Origin of the sequence: Pseudofrankia sp. DC12 (genome assembly GCF_000966285.1) — a bacterium.
Taxonomy (GTDB): domain Bacteria; phylum Actinomycetota; class Actinomycetes; order Frankiales; family Frankiaceae; genus Pseudofrankia.
The window spans coordinates 5,208,340-5,227,705 of record NZ_KQ031391.1 but is presented as its reverse complement, the minus strand read 5'-3'; the positions used below and the strand labels follow the sequence as shown (position 1 = coordinate 5,227,705).

Sequence of the window (19,366 nt, the reverse complement as noted above, 5' to 3'; positions counted from 1 at the left end):
GTAACTTACGTGGTGCGTAACTTACGTGGTGCGTATGTAACCAGGGCTGCGGCGAGATCGCTCTCGGCAGTGCATGACTACTCAAGGTAGTCGGATTCGGCCGGCACGGATAGGCCGGCAGCGACGTGAACCGCCTGTGGTTGCTGGGTTTCCTGATCAACTCTAAGCACTTCTCCAGGCCCGACCAGACTGGAAGTGTAGTTTGATCAATCTGGACTGTTATCTTGCCGCGGCCCTGGTATGTAACGCCCCGCGTAGATACTGGAACTCCGCCGGCACCGACCAGATCGACGCCGTCGTTCTCGCCGGGCGAGCGCGCCATCCGATCCTTTTCGGCGAAGCGAAATGGGCCCGGTCCGTGGACGCGCGCCGCCTCGCCCCCAGGCTGACTGACAAGGCTCGCGACCTGCTCGTCGCCACCGTTGGAGCCACGGAGGCGGAAATGGCCGACACGCCGCTTCGACTCTCCTACTGCGCCCGCGAGCAGGTCCGCAACGCCCCGCTGGACACGCTCGTCGTCACCGCGGCGGACATCTTCCCGGGATGAAGATGGGGTTTCCGGCCGCGCTGTAGCGGCGTCCGTCTACGCGGAACGAGCGGCCCGGCCGCCGGGACAGCGCGGCCGGGGCTCGGTCAGCGGTCGGGTCGGATCAGCTGCCGACGGCGCGGTAGGTGGTGGCCTCGCTCTTGCTGTCGAGGTCGGTGACGAGCCCGCCCTTCACAGCTCACGAGTGAGCACGAAGAGGCTCAAGATGGTGCTGGAAGGGAGCATGGCCATGGCGACGGGACCCGAGACCCGGTTACGGGCGGACGCGCGCCGCAACCGCGACCGGATCATCGCCACCGCGAAGCTGGCGTTCGCCGACGACGGCCCCGACGTGCCGATGGAGGAGATCGCCCGGCTGGCCGGCGTCGGCGTCGGCACGCTCTACCGGCGGTTCCCCGACCGTGAGGCCCTCGTCCTCGCCGTGGTACGCGACAGCCTGGCGACCGCGCTGGCCCGAGCCCGGACCGCGGTGGCCGCGGCGGAGGCCGAGACCCTGGAGCCAGGCCGCGCCGACGGCCGGACTGGCTCCGCCGGCGCGGGAGCCGCCACATCGGTGGGCGACTGCGCCGGTGACGGCTCGGCGGGCGCCGCAGGCCCAGGGCGAGCGTGGGAGACGCTGGTACACAGCCTGAGCAGCCCACGCGAGCTGCGGCTGACGATGCGGCTGGCCAGCCTGTTCTCACCGGCGACAGCCGCGGCGGTGCAGGCGGACCCGTCGATCCAACAGATCCGCCGGGAATACTCCGAGACGCTCGACAGCCTGGTCCGCGCGGCGCAGGCCGAGGGCTCGCTGCGCCCGGACGTCGGCGCGGGGGACGTCGCGAACCTGCTCTCCCTGGTCGCCTACAGCCTGAACCGCGCCCCCCACGAGAACGCCGAGATCGCCTTCGAGCGCGCCCGCGCGATCGTCCTCGACGGCCTGCGCGCCCACCCCGCCGCCCCGCTGCCGGGCCGCCCCCTCACCACCCAGGACCTGGGGCCGAGCACCCAGCCGGAACCAGGGCAGCCGCCTCCCGGCGCCCTCCTGTCCCCGCCAGCCGAGCCCTAGGCTCGGGCAATGCAGATCTCGGATGCCGTTGAGCCGCCACCGATCGTCATCGGCCACGCGACGCCCGCCGACGTGGACGAGCTGCTCGGGTTGTGGGAGGTAGCGGCGGAGAACGACGCCCGGCCGACCGACACCCGCGAGGCTGTCCAGGCGTTGCTGGCCCGCGACCGCGAGGCCTGCCTGGTCGCGCGCGAGAACGGCAGAATCCTCGGCACCCTCATCGCCGGTTGGGACGGCTGGCGCGCCCATCTCTACCGCCTGGCCGTGCACCCCGATGCTCGCCGGCGCGGCATCGCGCAGGCTCTGCTGGCCGCCGCCGCGACGAGGCTGACCGCGCTCGGCGCGATCCGGCTGGACGCCATGGTTCTCGAAGGCAACGCCGTCGGCCACGCCTTCTGGCGAAACGCGGGCTACACGTCGCAGCCGGAATGGCGCCGCTGGGTCAGACCGGCGGGCTGACGACTTCCGGTCACGATTGATGTTTGGTCAGCCCTGGATCCAGTACGGTCCTTGCTGAACGGCTGACAGGAACAAAACGGTAGCTACCGTCACCGATGCCGAGGTCAGCGGCCACACCGGCCTCGGCCACGCGGGCGCGTGATCCTCGCGATTCGGGAACTAGAAACGTGAACAGGATTCGTCACACCACGGCGGGCATGTTCCTGCTGCGCTGGCCGGCCACGGAAGCCCGATGGGTGCTGGAGCTGGTTCGCCGCCCCGGTGAAGCCCGGTGGGCCCTTCCCGGCGGGCACGTCAAACCGGACGAGAATCCAGCTCAGGCCGTACTGCGGGCAGTTCGTGACGAGACCGGATATTCGGCCGTCCTGGTGGCCCCGCCCCATCAGGTCCCGGTGCCGGCCGGATTCGGGATAGGCAGGCAGAAGGCGATCCAACTGCCCTGGTGGATCGTCCAGGAGCCGGTCGCGGGCGACCGGCAGCCGGGACCGCACATTCATGTGGACTTCCTGTACGTCGGCCTCATCGACGTCGGATGCCCCGTCACCCGAGCGGGACCGCGACCGCTGTTCCGCTGGGTCGCCGCCGATGACCTGCCGGGCCTGGACCTGACCGACGGCACCCGGCTCCTGGCCGCGGACATCCTCGACCGGGCCACAGCCGGCCGTCTGGTGCCGCGGCCGGCCCGGTCAGGACGCCGCGACGAGCCAGACCCCGGCCGCCGCCCGGCGCCCAGGCCGTGAGAACACGCGGCCGGGCGCCGGCTCGGACCGGGTGAAGGCGAGGCCGGTGCGCCCCGCGAGCGCGGCCCCGACCGTCAGGTCGCCGGCGGGATCACGAGCGCGCCGACGGCTACCACTCCCCTGCCGGCGGGGCGGACCAGGATCGGGTTGATGTCGAGTTCGGCGATCGAGTCGCCGAGGTCCTGCGCGAGTGACTGCAGCCGCAGGATGACGTCGACCAGGGCGTCGAGGTCGCCGGCCGGGCGTCCTCGGGTGCCGCGGAGCAGCATCGCGCCCTTGGTCGACTCGATGACCTGGCGAGCCCGGTCGGCGTCGAACGGCGGGACCGCGAAGGCGACGTCCTTGAAGACCTCGGTGAACACGCCGCCGAGGCCGAAGGTGATGGTCGGGCCGAAAACGGGTGCTGGTGGGACAGGCCCAGGATCACCTCGGCGACGGCGTCGGTGACCTGCTGCGCGACGAGCACCCCGTCGGGCCTCGCCGAAGGCGCGGCGGACGCGGCGGTGGCGAGCAGGTGGTCATAGGTCGCCCGGACACCGGCCTCATCCGCGACACCGACCACGACGAGGCCGAGGTCCGACTTGTGCCCGATGCCGGCGGACACGATCTTCATCACGACCGGGAGGCCGAGCTCGCGCGCGGCCGCGGCGGCCTCGTCGGCCGAGCCGACGACCCGCTCCCCGGCGACGGGGATGCCATAGCCGGCGAGCAGCTTCTTCGAGTTCGCCACGACCTCCGGGGAGAGCAGCCGCGACCAGTCGACATACCTCAGTTCGGGGCGCTGCGGCTCGGGCATGAACAACCTCCTATTTCGGGGCCGGACACCGAGAGATCAGTCGCCGGGCCATCGAGAGAAACGCGGCCCCGGTCGGTTCTCGGGGCGGCACTCGGCGACTCGCCGGTCGTCAGAAGCCGCGGAAGCGGGTGGGGCGGCGCTCGACGAAGCTCGCGACGCCCTCGCCTGCGTCGACGGTGTTGGAAAGGACGTCGACGATCCAGGCCTCCTCCTGCGCGAGGGTGTGCCGGTCGACGTCAAGGGAGCGGTTGAGCAGCCACTTGTTGGCGGAATGCGCCCTGGTCGGGCCGTCCGCGAGCCGCTTCGCGATGTCGGCGACGGTCGACGCGAACTCCTCGGCCGGCACGGACCGGGTGATGAGCCCGATCTCGGCGGCCCGGGCCGCCGGCACGTCCTCGGCGAGCAGCACCAGTTCACGCGCCCGGGTGAGGCCGACCAGCCGGGGCAGCAGCCAGGTGCCCAGCCCGTCGACGGCCAGGCCACGGCGCGCGAAGACCTCGATGAACTTCGCCTTCTCGGTGGCGATCACGAGGTCGCAGGCGAAGGCGATGTGGGCGCCGATGCCGGCGGCGGTACCGTTGACGGCGGCGATCACCGGCTTCTCGCAGTCGAGAATCGCGTGGATCAGCCGGATCGCGCCACGCAGCATGCTGCGCCGGACGTCGCCGACAAGCTTTTCCGGAACGTCGTCCGGCCGACGCGGCGGCGGCGGCGAGTTGCGCAGGTCGGCACCGGTGCAGAAGAACCGACCGGTCGCGGTCAGCACGACGCAACGGACCGTCGAGTCCTCGTTGAACTGGTCCAGCCAGCTGATGATCGCCTCGCGCTGGTCGCCGGTCAGCGCGTTCCCGGCGTCGGGCCGGTTCAGCGTGATCGTGGCGATCCCGTCGGAGATGTCGAGCGTGACCTCCGGGGGCGGAACGCCAGCCCCTTCGACACCTTCGATGACGGCCGAGCTGGTCATGCGGCGTTCCTTTCTCTACGGCACGAACGTCGCTACGGCACGAACGGCCGGCCCGGCGGCGAGGGGAGGTCACCGCCGCGCCGCGTCCGGTCGGGCGAGGGAGTTCGCGACCGTGTCGGCCGCCTCCTCGGGAGTGGTGAACGCGTTCTGCACGAGCCACGCCCGCTTCAGGAAGAGGTGGATGGTGGTCTCCCAGGTGAAGCCCATGCCGCCGTGGACCTGGATCGCCGTCTTCGCGTTCTGGGACGCGGCCCGCGCGGCCAGCACCCGGGCGCCGGCGACGGCGCGGACCGGGTTCGCGGTCGGGTCGGCGAAGTCGTCGGCCGGGTCGCCGGCCGCGTCGCCGAGGGCCGCGTCGTCGAGGGCTACAGCCGCCGCGTCGACGGCGACCCGGGCGACCTCAGCCCGGGTGAACGCCTCGGCGAGCAGGTGCTTGACCGCCTGGAAGCCGCCGATCGCCCGGCCGAACTGCTCGCGCTGCTTGGCGTAGGCGGTGGCGAGCTCGACGGTCCGCTCGGCGTTGCCGGCGAGCAGCGCCGAGCTGAGCACCGAGCCGCGCAGCTGCCACGCCCGCGCGAGCTCCGGGCCGCCGACCCGCTCCCCGGCGGGGACGTCGTCGGCCAGCCAGACCGGGGTCGCCGGGTCGAGTGGTTTCGGCACCAGGCGGCCGTCGATCGCGGCGGCCTCGACCCGCGAGACGCCCTCGTCGTCGAGGACGTAGACCGCCTCTGCGAGGTCGAGATGCGGGATCACCCAGGGTCCGCCGGAGCGGGTCGGCCCGGAGCCCGCGGGTGGCCGGGTCACGACGGTCACGAGGGCCTCGCCGGTGGCGACCCGGTCGTCCAGGTCGGCGACCAGCGCCGCCGCGACCAGCGGCCCGGGTACCAGCTCGGCGCCGAGCACCTGGAAGACCAGGCCGGCCTCGGCGACGCCCAGCTCGAGGCCGCCGCGCTGCGCCGGCTGGGTCATCGTGAACGCGCCCAGCTCGGCGAGGGTGCGCCAGGCGTCCCGCCCGAAGCTCGCGGCGTCCGTCCAGTCCCGGGTCCGCTCCAGCGGGAGGTACTCGACGCACAGGTCGCGGACGGTCGCCCGCAGGGCGAGGGAGTCCTCGTCAAGATCGAACTGCATCGCTCAGCGCTCCCGGGGCAGGCCGAGGACCCGCTCGGCGAGGATGTTCTTCTGGATCTGCGAGGTGCCGGCGCCGATGCTGATCGCGAACGCGTGCAGATGCTCCAGCAGGTGCCGCCCGGCCGGCAGCGTCGCGCCGCCGGGCAGCGCCAGGTCGTCGAGGCTGACCGCGTAACGCTCCAGCACCTTCAGGGCGACCTCGCCGAAGTGGTGGAGCGCCTCCGAGTAGGTCAGCTTGAACGCGGAACCGCCTGCCGGCGGGACTCCGCCACCGCCGGCGGCCCGGGTGACGTTGCGCCGGGTCAGCGCCCACATCGCGTCCAGCTCGGCCGCGACCTGGCCGATCTCCCGGCGGATCGCGTCGTCGTCCCAGGCGGTGCCTCGCGCTCCGTGCCCAAGCGTCTTCGCCAGCGCCGCCAGCTCCTCGACCATGGTCATCGCGGTGAGCAGCTCGCGGACGAGGGCCGTGCCGCGCTCGAAGCTGAAGGTCACCATCGCGACCCGCCAGCCGTCGTTCTCCCGGCCGACGAGGTTCTCGACCGGGATGCGCACGTCGTCGAGGAACATCTCGGCGAACTCGCTCTCGCCCTGGATCGTGCGCAGCGGGCGGACGTCGATGCCGGGGGTGTCCATCGGCATGATCAGCCAGCTGATGCCGCGGTGCTTGCCGGCGTCCGGGTCGGTCCGGACCAGCAGCTCGCAGTAGTCGGCGGCAAAGCCGTACGACGTCCAGATCTTGCTGCCGTTGACGACGTAGTGGTCGCCGTCGCGGACCGCGCGGGTCCGCAGGGCGGCCAGGTCGCTGCCCGCGCCCGGCTCCGAGAAGCCCTGACACCAGATCGACTCGCCACGCAGGATCTTGGGCAGGTGGAACGCCCGCTGCGCGTCGGTCGCCTCGGCGATCAGCGTCGGACCGGCGTGCAGCTGGCCGACGAAGTGCACGCCAAGGTCGGGAGCGCCGGCCGCGGCCGACTCGGCCAGGAAGATCAGCTGCTCGGACGCGGTGGCGCCACGGCCGCCGTAGGCCGCGGGCCAGTCGATGCCCGCGTATCCGGCGTCGAAGAGCATCCGCTGCCAGCGCTGGTCGTAGGCCTTCTTGGCCGGCCAGTCCCTGTAGGGGGGCGGCGGCCCGAGGGCCGGCGAGTTCTCGGCCAGCCAGGCGCGCACCTCCTTGCGGAACCTCGCGTCGGACTCGGAGTCCCGCAGCCGCATCGTCCACCTCGTCTCGTCCCCGCCGCCGGCGACACGCACCCGGTCTCCCGCCACCGGACGGCGGCTCGACCGGTTGGCCACGCAGATCGCATACATTATGCGCTGGAGTCGAGCCAGGGTTCCACGGGCCGCGGCGCGGCCAGAACAGGAACCCGTTCTATCCACGTGGGCAGGCCACGGCCAGGCAGTGCCGGGGCGGTGCCAGCCAGGGTCGGGCGGGCGACGAGAGCGACAGAGGACGACCGAGCCGGATCGGCGGTGCGATTGCCATGACAGACCTCGCGACAGACCAGGCGAGGCCGGGCCTCGAGGCCGACATCGACGCCTCGGTCGTGGCCAGAATCCCGGACATCGTCGACATGGAGTCTCTTGTTCCGCGCCGCCAGTCTCACAGATGGTGATGTCCAGACTGTGGGACAGAGGCTCGCGGCGGTGGCCCGGGACGGACTCATCCCGTACCATGTCCCGGCCCGCTTCGTGAGGCTCGACGAACTGCCCCGCACCGAGGTCGGAAAAGTTCGCGCCGCCGACCTCGTCCAGATCGCGAAGGAACACGTCTGAGGCACCGGCTTCCACTACTCTGCGGGACCTGTGACGCGTGACGGCGCTGAGACGCCAGCAGGCCTGAAGCACGGGGCGACCGACCGCGGAGCGGCCTCGCCGACCGGCGGACGGACCGGCCCCGATCGACGCTCCCTCCTGTGGGGCGGGCTGAGCCTCGGCGCCACCGCGCTGGCCGCGGCGGCGTGTGGCGGGTCCGGTGGCGCCGCCCCGGCGGGCCTGCGCGCGGCGACGCCCGTTCCCGGCGTGGCGGACGGGGTCTTCGGGCTCGGCGTGGCGAGCGGCGACCCGCTGCCCGACGGCGTGATCCTCTGGACCCGCCTCGCGCCGAAGCCCACCACCGGCGGCGGGATGCCGGCCCGCGACATCCCCGTCGACTGGCAGGTCGCCACCGACGCGGGCTTCCGCTCGGTCGTGCGCGCCGGCACGGCGACCGCGCAGCCGGCGTTCGCGCATTCGGTCCACGTCGACGTCCGCGGCCTGGAACCGGGGCGCGACTACTACTACCGGTTCCGCGCCGGCACGGTGCTGAGCCCGGTCGGCCGCACCCGGACGGCGGCGGCGCCGGGAGCCGGCCCGGACGCGGCCGGCGGGTCGCTGGCGTTCGCGCTCGTGTCCTGCCAGGACTTCCAGAACGGCTACTGGCCCGCGTTCGACGCGATCGCCGCGGACCGGCCCGACCTCGTCGTGCACGTCGGCGACTACATCTACGAGTACGACCCGGACAGCAAGTTCCCGGACCGCCGGCACACCACCCCGCAGACGCCCGGGCTCGACCAGCTCCAGACTTTGGCCGACTACCGGAACCGCTACGGCCAGTACAAGGCCGACCCGGCGCTGCAGGCCGCCCACCGGGCCGGGCCCTGGGTCGTCACCTGGGACGACCACGAGGTCGAGAACAACTACGCGGGCCTCGTCGACGAGCCAGGCGACACCGGAGCCAAGCACCAGGACCCCGCGACGTTCGCCCGCCAGCGCGCCGCCGCCTACCAGGCCTACTACGAGCACATGCCGATCCGCGCCACGCCGCACCCGGGCTCCCCCGACCTGCGGATCTACCGGCGGCTGACGTTCGGCAGCCTGGCGACGCTGAACGTCATGGACACCCGGCAGTACCGCACCCCCGCGCCGGGCAGCATCGCGACGGCCATCGGCCCCGCCGCCCTGGGTGCCGCCAACGCCACCGGCTCCATGGCCGGCGCCACCCAGGAGCGGTGGCTACAGGACGGGCTGACCGCCTCCCGCACCCGCTGGAACCTCATCGCGCAGCAGACGATGATGGCCCAGCTCGACGGCCAGCTGCCGCCCGGAAGCGGCCAGACGCTGACGAACCTCGACCAGAACGACGGCTACCGCCCCTACCGCGCCCGTGTGCTGGCCGGCGTGCGCGACAGCGGGGCGCGCAACCCGGTCGTCCTGTCCGGGGACCTGCACTGCGCCTGGGTGAACGACCTGCGGGTCGACTTCGACCGGCCCGAGACGCCGGTCGTCGCGACCGAGTTCGTCTGCACCTCGATCAGCTCGGCGTTCTTCCTGGTCAGCGACGACTTCGTCCGCGACAACAACACCCGGCTCAACCCGCACGTCCGCTACTTCCGGGGTGACCGGCGCGGCTACACCCGCTTCCGGGTGACGCCGACGGAGTGCCGTGCCGACCTGCGGATCGTCGCCGACATCTCGCAGCGCCACTCCCCCGCCACCACCGACACCTCCTGGGTCATCGAGGACGGCCGCCCGGGCGCCAGACCCGCCTGATCCTCCTCTTCACCCGCGAAGTCACCCGCGAACCGACGGTCGCCGCCCAGGCCCGCGCCGGCGCAGCTCAACCGGTGTCCACGGCCGCCCTCATCGCCGGCTACCACGAGACCATGGTCCATCTGCTCGCCGACGCCCTCGGCGTGACCCGCCTACCCGGTTTCACCTGCCTCGGACCGGCCCGGCGCTGCCCGTCATCCCCTACCGGGACATCGACGAGGTGGTCGCCCGGGCCAACGCCACGATGTTCGGCCAGTCCGGCTCGGTGTGGTCCGCCGACCCCGACCGGGCCGCCGGGGTCGCCGAGCGCCTCGGCTGCGGGACGGCCTGGGTCAACGCCCACGTCGCCCTCGGCCCGCACCAGCCGTTCGGCGGGTTCAAGTGGAGCGGCCTTGGCGTGGAGAACGGCCCCTGGGGCCTGGCCGGCTTCACCGAGATCCAGGTCCAGTACCGCGCCAAGGGCTGAGCTGAGTGGCCCGGCTCCGTGCCGGAACCGGGCCACCCCGCGCTCCCCGCCGCCCTAGGCCACGACGCCGTTGACCTTCAGGTCCACGATGGCGTCCCAGTCGAAGCCGAGCTCGGCGAGGATCTCGTCACCGTGCTCGTTGAACTCGGGCGCACGGCCGGCGGGCGCCGGCGCCCCGCCGAACTGCACCGGGGCGGCGACCATCTTGAACGGCTTGCCGGCCGCGGTCGCGCAGTCCTGGACGTAGCCGTTCGCGACCGACTGCGGGTCGGCCGCCGCCTCGAGGGTGTCCTGGACGACGGTCCACTGGCCGTCGAAGCCCGCGAGCAGCTCCCGCCACTCGGCCAGCGGCCGCGCGGAGAAGACCGAGCGCAGGACGTCCCCCGCCTCCAGGCCGTTCGCCATCAGCGTCTGGTGGCTGTCGAACCGGGGGTCGGTGACCAGGTCGGGCCGGCCGACGGCCGCACACAGCGCCGGCCAGTACTTGCCTGCCTGCAGGCAGCACAGCGCGAGCCAGCGCCCGTCCGCCGTCCGGTAGTTGGCGACCAGCGGGTTCGTCCGCATCCTCTCCGCCGGCGGCGGCATCCAGGGCACGCCCATCAGGAGCGAGAGCGCGAACGCCTGGCCCATCGCCCACATCCCGGTCGCCAGCAGCGAGACGTCGACCTCGGTCGTCTCACCGGTCCGCTCCCGGTGGAACAGCGCGCCCATGATGCCGCCGGCGATCGTCATCGCGCCGATCGAGTCACCGAAGCCCGGCCCTGGCGGCGAGACCACCTGGCCGTACTCGGGCCGGGAGAGCCCGACCGCCGTGCCGGAGCGGGCCCAGAAGGCCAGCGAGTCGTACGAGCCCCGGTCGGCGTCGGGGCCGCGCTCGCCCTGGCCGGTGCCGCTCGTGTAGATGATCTGTGGGTTGTGCGCCCGCACGGACGCCAGGTCGATCCGCAGCTTGTCCCGCACCCGGGGCAGCTTGTTGGTGAGGAAGACGTCCGACGTGGCGATCAGCCGGTGCAGGATGTCGAGGCCGGCATCGCTGGTCAGGTCCAGGCCCAGGCTGCGCTTGCCACGGTTGGAGTGCTCCAGCAGCGCGTGGACGTCGGACGGCAGGTCGACCACGCCGCTGGACGCGAGGCCGCGCATCGCGTCCCCGCGCTCGACATGCTCGATCTTGATGACCTCGGCGCCCCAGTCCGCCAGCAGCGCGGACGCCGCCGGGACGAAGGTGTGCTCGGCGACCTCAAGAATCCGAACTCCGTGCATGATCGCCGTCATCGACCATCTCCCATGTTGTAGGCGCTACGGATCAGAAATCAGTCACCGGGCGCCAGATTCCGCGCGGAGGCGCTGGTAGATCACCTGAGCGGCCGCCCCGGCCACGCTAGTGCAGCGCCTCAGTAGTTCCTTTCCGGCGTCTGGTGACGATAAGTGATGTCAGGCGGCGGTCGGCAGGGCGTCGGTGGCGGGCTGCGGTTGCGGGGCGGGGTGGCGGTCGAGGTAGCGGGCGTGCTCGGCTTCGGCGTCGTAGCGCCACTGGTAGGGCGTGGCGGTCGTGTTGTGGTCGAGGGTGAAGTCGATGATCTGCTGTTCGAGGTCCTCGCGGCTCGTGAAGTCGCCGCGGCGTAGCAGCCTGCGGGTCAGTGCCCCGAACCACTGCTCCACCATGTTCAACCAGCTCGCGTGCTTGGGCGTGTAGGTCACCGTGAACCGGGGGTGCGCGGCGAACCAGGCCCGGGTCGCGGCCGAGGTGTGACTGGACCCGTTGTCGAGGATCAGGTGGATCCGCAGATCAGGGGCGGTGCACTGGTCGAGGGTGACCAGGATGTCGAGAAACGTCCGCGAGTCGTTGCGCCCGATGCGGTGCGCGAGGACCTGTCCGGTGAACACGTCCATCGCCGCGAGGATCGAGACGGTGCCGTGGCGGACGTACTCGAACTCGCGGCGCGCGTCGCGGCCCAGCCTGGCCGGGATCTCGGGATGCCTGCGGCTTTTGGCCTGGATCCCGGTCTTCTCGTCGACCGAGAGCAGCAGCGTGCCCTCGGCGGGCCCGTCGAGGTAGAGCCGACAGACCTCGCCGGCCTGCCGCCAGAAGTCGAGGTTGTCGGCCCGGTGCAGCCAGCCGCGGACCCGGTGCGGGCGGACCTCGGCCTCGGCCAGGACCCGCCCGACGGTCGCCGGCGAGACCCGCAGGCCGCGGCCGGCCAGATGGCCGGCCAGCGTCCGGTGCGTCCAGACGCTCGCCCCGGACGGCGGGAACGAGGTCGCGGTCGCCACGACCGCGAGCCTGGCCGACGGGCCATGCACCGGCGGGCGGCCCGGCCGTGGCCGGTCGAACAGGCCCGGGATCCCGCGCGCGGCGAACCGTGCCGGCCACACCCGGGCCGTCGGCAGCGAACAGCCCGACACCCGCGCGATCTCTGCGGGGCCCGCCCCACCGGCGGCGAGCAGCACGATCCGCGCCCGCCGCACGAGGCGCGCCTCGCTGCTACCCGCCGCGAGGATCTGGTCGATCTTCCTGCGCCGTTTGACGGTCATCGCCTCGGCGACCGTCCGCCGACCAGGGCCCATCAGCTGCTCACCGCTCCACAAGCCCCAGATCACAGGCCCGCGGGCCGCTCACCGGGGGCAGGCGGTGAGCCGCGGGCAGCGGCCCCTGGCAAACCGGCCACGGACGTGATCCCATCACGGCATCGGAGGCAGCCCACACTGGTGGCATGCCCGTACCGGCCAAACGCCTCAAGGACCTCGTCGAGGGGACTGTCGACCACCACGCCTCCCAGACCCACCCAACCCTGCAGGAGATCACGATCCGCTGGCGCGGCGGGTCCGGGTACCTGAGCGCCTGGGCCGGCGAGGGCGACGAACACGACGAACAGATCCGGCTCTGCCGGATCGAGTACCTCGGCGGCGACGCCTGGGCGTTCGCCCTCTACGACCCGGCCACCGAGAGCTACACCCCGGCCGTACTCGTCACCGGCAGCCGGATCGGATCGCCCACCGAGGCGTACGACACCGCCGCCCTCGTCCACCTCACCGACTACCAGAAGTAACGATCAATCCGGACGCTCACAGCAAGGAACTATTGAGGTGCTGCACTAGACGGATGCTCCGGGCAATGTCGAACAGTTGGTCAATTCACGAGCCAGTCCAGGAGTCGCGCGCACCCGACGGGGTGCCGGCCACGCCCCTCGGCCCGGCCGGCGCCCCTCGGGCCCGGCTACTTGATCAGCGTCCCGGCGTCGACGGGCAGGGTCACCCCGGTGATGAACCGCGCCTCGTCTGAGCACAGGAACAGCGCCGCGTTGGCGATGTCCTCGGCATCCACCCATGGCGTGGGCAGCACGTGCAGGGCCTGCGACCGCGCCGCGAAGTCGTCGACGGTCGGGTTCGGTAGCTCCGGGCAGAACATCTTGTAGGTGAGGTCGTGCATCACCATCGGCGTGCTCACCTGGGTGGGATGCAGCGAGTTGACCCGGATGCTGTGCCGGCCAAGCTCCAGCGCGAGCGTCCGCATGATGCCGACCACCCCGTGCTTGGCCGTGACGTAGTGGCCGACGAACTGGTTGGCCGACAGGCCGCCGACCGAGCTGGTCAGCACGATCGAGCCGCCCCGCTTGCCCGCGATGATGTGCGGGAGAGCGACCTTCGTGGACAGCCAGACACCGGTCAGGTTGATGTCGATCGTGTCCTGCCAGGTCTGCTGGTCCATCTTGTGCATCAGGTAGCCGTCCGGCCCGATGCCCGCGTTCGCGACGACGATGTCGAGCCGGCCGAACTGGGCGACACCCTCGTCGACGACGGCCTTCATCGCGTCATGGTCGCGGACGTCCGCCTGCACCGCGTGGATCCGCCGGCCGGTCTTCTCGACCAGGCTCACCGTCTCGGCCAGGTCCTCCGGCGTCGACATCGCGAACGCCACCCGCGGCAGCTGCTTGCAGACGTCGATCGCGATGATGTCTGCGCCCTCCTGGGCTAACCGGACGGCGTGGGCACGGCCCTGGCCGCGCGCGGCACCGGTGATGAAAGCGACCTTGCCCTCGGCTCTTCCCGCCATCGTTGCCTCGCTGTTCTGTCACGCGGGCCGCCGGCACGGCTCCCACAAGATCATGCTGAGCGATCGCCAAGCACGTCTGCTCGGTGTCTAGCACCGCACGGACCGGCTCTCAAGAGATCGGCCGCGACCGGCGCTCCGGAGTGGACGGCGCCACCAGTAGAAGGGCATGACAACCGGCGGGCGAGGACCGCGAGACGCCGGCCGTCGCCCGCCCGCGCGGGTCAGCTCAGTGGAGGACCGGCTCCCAGATCCGGCGAGAGACGGCCTCGGGGCCGGCGACGACGTCGGTCGGGACGTCCCAGCGCCGGACCAGGCCACCCTCGGCGGAGCCGAACTGCGGCCAGCCGACGTCGGCGGGGCTGGGGTTCAGGTAGCCCTCGGTGACACCGACGAAGAGCCGGGAGAACCGGCCGCCGCCGGCGAGATACGTCCGGCGCCCGTCACGGCCACGACGCGACGGTCGAAGGTCAACCTGCTCATCGGCTGGCTACCGTTCCTCTCGGCTGTGGGGCTGGGCTAGTCTCTGTTGGACCGACCGGTCAGCCAGACGACCAGCGGGGGACGGCGGTGGCACATGACGCCGAGGAAGGTGCGCGGGCCGTCGGACCAGACGGCTACGTCTTCATCGTCGACCGGCTCAAGGACGTGATCCTCTCCGGCGGCGAGAACATCGCCGGCTCCGAGGCCGAGCGTGTCCGCTACGAGCACGCGGCGGTGCTCGAGGCCGCGGTGATCGGTCGCCCTGACGAGAAGTGGGGCGAGGTGCCGGTGGCGTCCGTCGCGCTGCGGCCGGGAACCTCGGTCACCGCTGACGAACTGGTCGAGCACTGCCGCGGCAGCCTCGCGAAGTTCAAGGCGCCGAAGGCCGTGACGTTCATTGAGGCGCTCCCCGCAACCCGTCGGGCAAGGTGCTCAAGCGCGAGCTCCGGGGCCTGAGCAGCCAACCGGCCCTCCGCGGACCTTGACTCTTCGGCCGGCCGCCACCACTCTCCCAGCGACAGCCCCGCCAGGGAGGACGTGAGGCCACCATGCCGGTCGTAGCCGGTGCCGGGCCAGGCCAGGCCGTCGACGACATCGACCTGTCCGACCTGTCCTTCTGGGTCCGGCCGCGGGCCGAGATCGACGCGGCGTTCGCCCTGCTGCGCGCGAATCGGCCGCTGCCCTTCTACCCGGAGCCGGCGACGGCCAGCGAGATGATCACGCGGGGGCCCGGCTACTACGCGGTCACCCGGCACGCGGACATCGTCCGGATCAGCTCGGAGCCGGGGGTCTTCTCCTCCGCCCGCGGCGCGACCTCGGTCCCGGACCTGCCCCCGGAGTTCCTCGAGTTCTTCGGCGGGATGATCAACATGGACCCGCCCCGGCACCACCGGCTGCGCCGGATCGTCTCCCGGGCGTTCACGCCGCGGTTCATCGCCCAGACCGAGGACGACATCGCCGCGCTCGCCCGCGGGATCGTGACCGAGCTGCGCGACGAGGGGCCAGGCGACTTCGTGTCGCGGGTCGCGGCGCGGCTGCCGTTGGAGGTCATCTGCCGGATGATGGGCCTGCCGCCCGAGCGCTACGGCGACGTCTTCCACTGCACGAACGTCATCCTCGGCTCGGGCGACCCCGACTTCGTTCCCGAGGGCGCGGACATCGTGGCCGCGCTGCTGGGTGCCGGCGCGGAGCTCGCCGAACTGCTGCACGAGATGGCCACGAAGCGCCGGGCCGGCCCTACCGACGACCTGACCACCGCGCTCGCCCTGGCCGAGGTGGACGGCGAGCAGCTCGACAACGCCGAGATCGCCTCGTTCTTCATCCTGCTGCTGGTCGCCGGCAACGAGACGACCCGGACCGCGATCAGCCACGCGCTGCTGGCGCTGACGGCGTTCCCGGAGCAGCGGGACATCTGGCGCAACGACCTTGCGGGGGTGAGCCGGACAGCCGTCGAGGAGATCGTGCGCTGGGCGAGCCCGGTGCGCTGGATGCGCCGCACGGTCACCAGCGAGGTCGAGCTCGCCGGCCAGCGGCTGAACCCCGGCGACAAGGTGCTGCTGTTCTACTCGTCCGCCAACCGCGACGAGGCCGTCTTCACCGGCCCCGACCGTTTCGACGTCCGCCGCGACCCGAACCCGCACCTGGGCTTCGGCGGCGCGGGACCGCACTTCTGCCTCGGCGCCCACCTGGCCCGCCGCGAGATCTCCGTCATCTGGCGCGAGCTGCTCACCCAGCTCCCTGACATCCACGCCTCCGGCGAACCGGAATGGCTGGCCAGCAGCTTCATCAACGGCGTGAAGAGGCTGTCAACCGAGTGGTAACTACGACCTTGGTCGATGATCGACGATCAGTACCTTGGCCTCATGCCACGTGCTGTGGCAACGAGCTTTTTCCACGAGACGCTACTGATGGTAGGGCCACCGTCGAGCACCGGCCCGGCCGCCTGCCTCAGCGAACGTAGTCAGCTTTGTACCGGACGGTCAACTTTGGGCCGCGTATCCTGACCGGGCAGGACCCCAGGCGGCGAGCACAAGGCGAGCACACGCTGAACGGAGCGACGACGACGGCCATGACCGAGGTCCAGGTTCGGCGCAGCGCCAAGTGGGAGCTCAGGCGCCAGGCAATCATCGACACCTCCGCCCACGTCTTCGCCCAGCGGGGCTTCCATGCGACCAGCACGGCCGAGCTGTGCCAGGCGAACGAGATCGGCAAGGGCGCGCTCTACTACTACATCGGCTCCAAGGAGCAGCTCCTCGTCGCCATCCACGACCGGGTGATGGACGAGGTGCTGCTGTCCGCGGACCGGGTCGCGAGCACCGGCGGCACGCCACCCGAGCGGCTCGCCCTGCTCGGCGCCGGGCTCCTCGACGTCATCCACAGCTTCCCCGACCATGTCTGGGTCTTCCTGCACGAGTTCCCGGCCCTGACCGGCGCCAACGCCGAGGTGTTCCGCCGCCGGCGCCGGGAGTACGAGCAGCGCGTCGAGCAGCTGTTCGAGGAAGGCCAGCGCTCGGGCCACTTCCGCGCGATCGACCCGCCGATGGCGGCGAAGGCGTGGCTCGGGATGCACAACTACACGTATCTCTGGATGCGCGCCGGCGGGCGCGTCGGCGTACAGGATCTCGCCGCGCAGTACGCCGACATCTTCGTCCGAGGCATCTCGAACCCGCTGGTCGACGGAGCCGCCGCCACACCGCCGACCAGCCCGGTCGCCCCGGCCCAGCCGGGCCCGAAGAAGCGGGGCTACGGGGCCGCGTAGCCGCCGTCGACGACGATCGCCGACCCGGTCGTCCAGCGGGAGGCGTCGCTGCGCTGCTGCGCGCGGCCAGGTCGAAGTCGACCAGCGTCTGCAGCATCCGGTACGTGATCGAACCGTGGACCTCCAGCAGCTCGCTGACCTGCTGGACGGACATCCCCCGCCTGGAGCCGGCGATGGCGAGCATCACGCGCAGGCCTCGGGCGAAGGTCTGGTTGCCGTCGCGCGCCTTGCCCGGCTCGCGCGCGCTCAACTCCGGCGCATCGCTCAGCATAGTGACGGCTCCAGGACCAGCGGGGCGACGATGATCACCACGCGGCTCAGGACGCCTGGGCCTGCAGCGTCAGCGCGATGTCGGTGAGCAGGTCCTCCTGGCCGCCGACGAGCTTGCGCCGGCCGGCCTCGAGCAGGATCTGGCGGGCGTCCACGCCGTAGGCCGCCGCCGCGGTCTCGGCATGGCGCAGGAAGCTGCCGTACACCCCGGCGTAGCCGATCGTCAGCGTCTCGCGGTCGACCCGCACCGGCCGGTCCTGCATCGGGCGCACGATGTCCTCGGCGGCGTCCTGCAGCGCGAACAGGTCGCAGCCGGTCTCCCAGCCGAGGATGTTCGCCACCGCGATCAGTGCCTCGATCGGCGCGTTGCCGGCGCCGGCACCGAGGCCGGTCAGCGAGGCGTCGACCCGGTAGGCGCCCTCCTCGACGGCGGCCACCGAGTTGGCGACCGCCAGCGAGAGGTTCTCGTGCGCGTGGATGCCGACCTGCGTCTCCGGCTTCAGCACCTCGCGGTAGAGGCGGACCCGCTGGCGGACCTCGTCGACGGTCAGCCGCCCGCTGGAGTCGGTGATGTAGACACAGTGCGCGCCGTAGGACTCCATCAGCAGCGCCTGCTCGGACAGCTCCTTGGCGCTGATCATGTGCGCCATCATGAGGAAGCCGGAGACGTCCATGCCGAGGTTGCGGGCCTCGGCGATGTGCTGCGCGGCGACGTCGGCCTCGGTGCAGTGCGTCGCTACCCGGACCGAGCGGATGCCCATCTCGTAGGCGCGGCGCAGGTCGTGGATCGTGCCGACACCGGGCAGCAGCAGCGTGGTGAGCACCGCGCTCTTCGCGTGCGAGGCGGCCGCCTCGATCCACTCCCAGTCGGTGTTGCTGCCGGGGCCGTAGTTGAGGCTCGATCCGCCCAGGCCGTCGCCGTGGGCGATCTCGATGGCGCCGACGCCGGCGGCCTCCAGGTTCTCGACGATCCGCCCGACCAGCACCGGCGTGATCCGATGCCGGAGTGCGTGCATGCCGTCGCGCAGGGTCACGTCCTGGATGTAGGGCCGCGCCGTCGGCCCGGAGGCCTCCGGGTCTGGCGCCGCAGTCCCTGTCGCCGGGGCTTCGGTCATCAGGCCACCGCCTTCGCGCGTCGGGCAATCCGCTCCGCCACCCGCATCGCGGCGGACGTCATGATGTCGAGGTTTCCCGCGTAGGCGGGCAGGTAGTGGGCTGCGCCCTCGACCTCCAGGAAGACCGAGACCTTGGTGTCGACCGGGCCCGCGCCCGCGGGCAGCAGGGTCGCGACCTCGGCCGGGTCGACGGGCGTGAACTGGATCTTCTGCACCAGCCGGTAGCCGGGCACGTAGGTCGCCACCTCGGCGATCATCGCCTCGATCGAGGCCCGCACCGCGTCATGGTCGGCGCCGCCGATCAGGCACAGCACGGTGTCCCGCATGATCAGCGGCGGCTCAGCCGGGTTCAGGATGATGATCGCCTTGCCGCGGCTCGCCTTGCCGACCTTCTCGATGGCCAGCGCGGTGGTCTCGGTGAACTCGTCGATGTTGGCCCGCGTCCCCGGCCCGGCCGACTTCGACGCGACGGCTGCGACGATCTCGGCGTAGGGAACCTCGGTCACCCGGGACACCGCGGCCACGATCGGGATCGTGGCCTGGCCACCGCAGGTGACCATGTTGATGTTGGGCGCGTCGAGGTGCTCCTCGAAGTTCACCGCGGGGATCACGTACGGGCCGATCGACGCCGGGGTCAGGTCGACCAGGCGCAGGCCGTAGGGCTCGAGCAGCTTCGCGTTCGCGATGTGCGCGCCGGCGCTGGTGGCGTCCAGGACGATCTCCACCTCGCTGAACTCGGGCATCTTGATCAGCCCGGCCACGCCCTCGGCGGTCGTGGCGACGCCGAGGCGCTGGGCCCGGGCAAGGCCGTCGGAGGCCGGGTCGATGCCCACCATCGCGACCACCCGGAGGTTGGTGTCGCGACCCAGGATTTTGATCATGAGGTCGGTGCCGATGTTGCCGGAACCGACGATCGCGACCCCAATGAGGCGTTTCCCTTTCTGCCCCTCGTCACCAAGGTCGGTGCGATTGGCCGGCGGAAAGGGAAAAGCCTCAGTTTTCTTCTCCGTCATCCC

At 71.7% G+C, this 19,366-nt stretch carries 21 protein-coding genes and 1 pseudogene; 12 read left to right on the top strand and 10 right to left on the bottom strand.

Translation table 11 applies throughout. The annotated features are described in order from the left end of the window. The first annotated feature begins 202 nt into the window (after positions 1-202). The 4 genes from FRADC12_RS20985 to FRADC12_RS28620 all read left to right on the top strand — a co-directional run bounded on the left by FRADC12_RS20985 (position 203) and on the right by FRADC12_RS28620 (position 2,794). Entirely contained in the window at positions 203-547 is a 345-nt protein-coding gene (locus tag FRADC12_RS20985; RefSeq protein WP_045877925.1) for a hypothetical protein, read from the top strand. A 229-nt stretch (positions 548-776) separates the two neighbouring features. Beyond that, positions 777-1,595, top strand: a complete 819-nt coding sequence (locus tag FRADC12_RS20980; protein WP_045879959.1) for a helix-turn-helix domain-containing protein — start codon at positions 777-779, stop codon at positions 1,593-1,595. Between the two features lie 9 nt (positions 1,596-1,604). Further along, positions 1,605-2,054 (top strand): GNAT family N-acetyltransferase, encoded by a 450-nt coding sequence (locus FRADC12_RS20975; RefSeq protein ID WP_045877924.1) that lies wholly within the window; start codon positions 1,605-1,607, stop codon positions 2,052-2,054. Between the two features lie 167 nt (positions 2,055-2,221). Then, a complete protein-coding gene (locus tag FRADC12_RS28620) occupies positions 2,222-2,794 on the top strand; it encodes an NUDIX domain-containing protein (RefSeq protein WP_198152992.1) in 573 nt (190 codons plus the stop codon). A 74-nt stretch (positions 2,795-2,868) separates the two neighbouring features. Here the strand turns inward: FRADC12_RS28620 and FRADC12_RS33910 are convergent, their stop codons facing one another. From FRADC12_RS33910 to FRADC12_RS20950, 5 genes and pseudogenes are all read right to left on the bottom strand, one after another. After that, complete coding sequence (locus FRADC12_RS33910; protein WP_045877923.1) at positions 2,869-3,156, bottom strand: acetate--CoA ligase family protein; 288 nt, start codon at positions 3,154-3,156, stop codon at positions 2,869-2,871. A gap of 101 nt (positions 3,157-3,257) precedes the next feature. Beyond that, positions 3,258-3,590: pseudogene (locus tag FRADC12_RS33905) on the bottom strand (acetate--CoA ligase family protein); the annotation flags it as partial. Positions 3,591-3,699: 109 nt separating this feature from the next. Beyond that, positions 3,700-4,554: an enoyl-CoA hydratase/isomerase family protein gene (locus FRADC12_RS20960; RefSeq protein ID WP_045877922.1), complete on the bottom strand. Its 855-nt coding sequence runs from the start codon at positions 4,552-4,554 to the stop codon at positions 3,700-3,702. A 69-nt stretch (positions 4,555-4,623) separates the two neighbouring features. Further along, entirely contained in the window at positions 4,624-5,682 is a 1,059-nt protein-coding gene (locus FRADC12_RS20955) for an acyl-CoA dehydrogenase family protein (RefSeq protein ID WP_045877921.1), read from the bottom strand. Positions 5,683-5,685: 3 nt separating this feature from the next. After that, positions 5,686-6,933: an acyl-CoA dehydrogenase family protein gene (locus tag FRADC12_RS20950; protein ID WP_232303935.1), complete on the bottom strand. Its 1,248-nt coding sequence runs from the start codon at positions 6,931-6,933 to the stop codon at positions 5,686-5,688. A 393-nt stretch (positions 6,934-7,326) separates the two neighbouring features. Here FRADC12_RS20950 and FRADC12_RS33900 point away from each other — a divergent pair, with 393 nt between their 5' ends. Genes FRADC12_RS33900 through FRADC12_RS35080 form a run of 3 tightly spaced genes read left to right on the top strand, consistent with a single transcriptional unit; the run spans position 7,327 to position 9,676 of the window. After that, the gene (locus tag FRADC12_RS33900; protein WP_255355218.1) at positions 7,327-7,455 is read left to right on the top strand and encodes a hypothetical protein; all 129 of its coding nucleotides are present in this window, start codon (positions 7,327-7,329) and stop codon (positions 7,453-7,455) included. A gap of 30 nt (positions 7,456-7,485) precedes the next feature. After that, positions 7,486-9,210, top strand: a complete 1,725-nt coding sequence (locus FRADC12_RS20945; protein ID WP_084011084.1) for an alkaline phosphatase D family protein — start codon at positions 7,486-7,488, stop codon at positions 9,208-9,210. Further along, complete coding sequence (locus FRADC12_RS35080) at positions 9,104-9,676, top strand: aldehyde dehydrogenase family protein (RefSeq protein WP_255355217.1); 573 nt, start codon at positions 9,104-9,106, stop codon at positions 9,674-9,676. The genes FRADC12_RS20945 and FRADC12_RS35080 overlap by 107 nt, the downstream gene beginning before the upstream one ends. Before the next feature lie 54 nt (positions 9,677-9,730). Here the strand turns inward: FRADC12_RS35080 and FRADC12_RS20935 are convergent, their stop codons facing one another. Both FRADC12_RS20935 and FRADC12_RS20930 read right to left on the bottom strand, forming a co-directional pair. After that, positions 9,731-10,948, bottom strand: a complete 1,218-nt coding sequence (locus tag FRADC12_RS20935) for a CaiB/BaiF CoA transferase family protein (protein WP_045877919.1) — start codon at positions 10,946-10,948, stop codon at positions 9,731-9,733. Positions 10,949-11,107: 159 nt separating this feature from the next. After that, positions 11,108-12,241, bottom strand: a complete 1,134-nt coding sequence (locus tag FRADC12_RS20930; RefSeq protein ID WP_045878932.1) for an IS630 family transposase — start codon at positions 12,239-12,241, stop codon at positions 11,108-11,110. 146 nt (positions 12,242-12,387) lie between these two features. On the opposite strand from FRADC12_RS20930, the gene FRADC12_RS20925 reads away from it, so the two are divergent. Continuing rightward, the gene (locus FRADC12_RS20925) at positions 12,388-12,723 is read left to right on the top strand and encodes a hypothetical protein (protein WP_045875263.1); all 336 of its coding nucleotides are present in this window, start codon (positions 12,388-12,390) and stop codon (positions 12,721-12,723) included. Positions 12,724-12,890: 167 nt separating this feature from the next. Here FRADC12_RS20925 and FRADC12_RS20920 read toward each other — a convergent pair whose 3' ends face one another. After that, the gene (locus tag FRADC12_RS20920; RefSeq protein ID WP_045877918.1) at positions 12,891-13,727 is read right to left on the bottom strand and encodes a mycofactocin-coupled SDR family oxidoreductase; all 837 of its coding nucleotides are present in this window, start codon (positions 13,725-13,727) and stop codon (positions 12,891-12,893) included. Positions 13,728-13,956: 229 nt separating this feature from the next. Between FRADC12_RS20920 and FRADC12_RS20915 the strand changes: the two genes are divergently transcribed. The 4 genes from FRADC12_RS20915 (at position 13,957) to FRADC12_RS20900 (ending at position 16,965) form a co-directional block, all read left to right on the top strand. Then, positions 13,957-14,247, top strand: a complete 291-nt coding sequence (locus FRADC12_RS20915; protein WP_045877917.1) for a hypothetical protein — start codon at positions 13,957-13,959, stop codon at positions 14,245-14,247. Between the two features lie 47 nt (positions 14,248-14,294). Then, positions 14,295-14,663, top strand: coding sequence for an AMP-binding enzyme (locus FRADC12_RS20910; RefSeq protein WP_045877916.1), 369 nt, complete (start codon positions 14,295-14,297; stop codon positions 14,661-14,663). 92 nt (positions 14,664-14,755) lie between these two features. Then, positions 14,756-16,027 (top strand): cytochrome P450, encoded by a 1,272-nt coding sequence (locus FRADC12_RS20905; protein WP_045877915.1) that lies wholly within the window; start codon positions 14,756-14,758, stop codon positions 16,025-16,027. 248 nt (positions 16,028-16,275) lie between these two features. After that, positions 16,276-16,965 (top strand): TetR/AcrR family transcriptional regulator, encoded by a 690-nt coding sequence (locus FRADC12_RS20900; RefSeq protein WP_045877914.1) that lies wholly within the window; start codon positions 16,276-16,278, stop codon positions 16,963-16,965. 317 nt (positions 16,966-17,282) lie between these two features. On the opposite strand, the gene dmpG is transcribed toward FRADC12_RS20900, so the two are convergent. Next, complete coding sequence (gene dmpG, locus FRADC12_RS20895; protein WP_084011083.1) at positions 17,283-18,350, bottom strand: 4-hydroxy-2-oxovalerate aldolase; 1,068 nt, start codon at positions 18,348-18,350, stop codon at positions 17,283-17,285. Continuing rightward, entirely contained in the window at positions 18,350-19,363 is a 1,014-nt protein-coding gene (locus tag FRADC12_RS20890) for an acetaldehyde dehydrogenase (acetylating) (protein WP_255355216.1), read from the bottom strand. The genes dmpG and FRADC12_RS20890 overlap by 1 nt, the downstream gene beginning before the upstream one ends. Positions 19,364-19,366 lie beyond the last annotated feature (3 nt).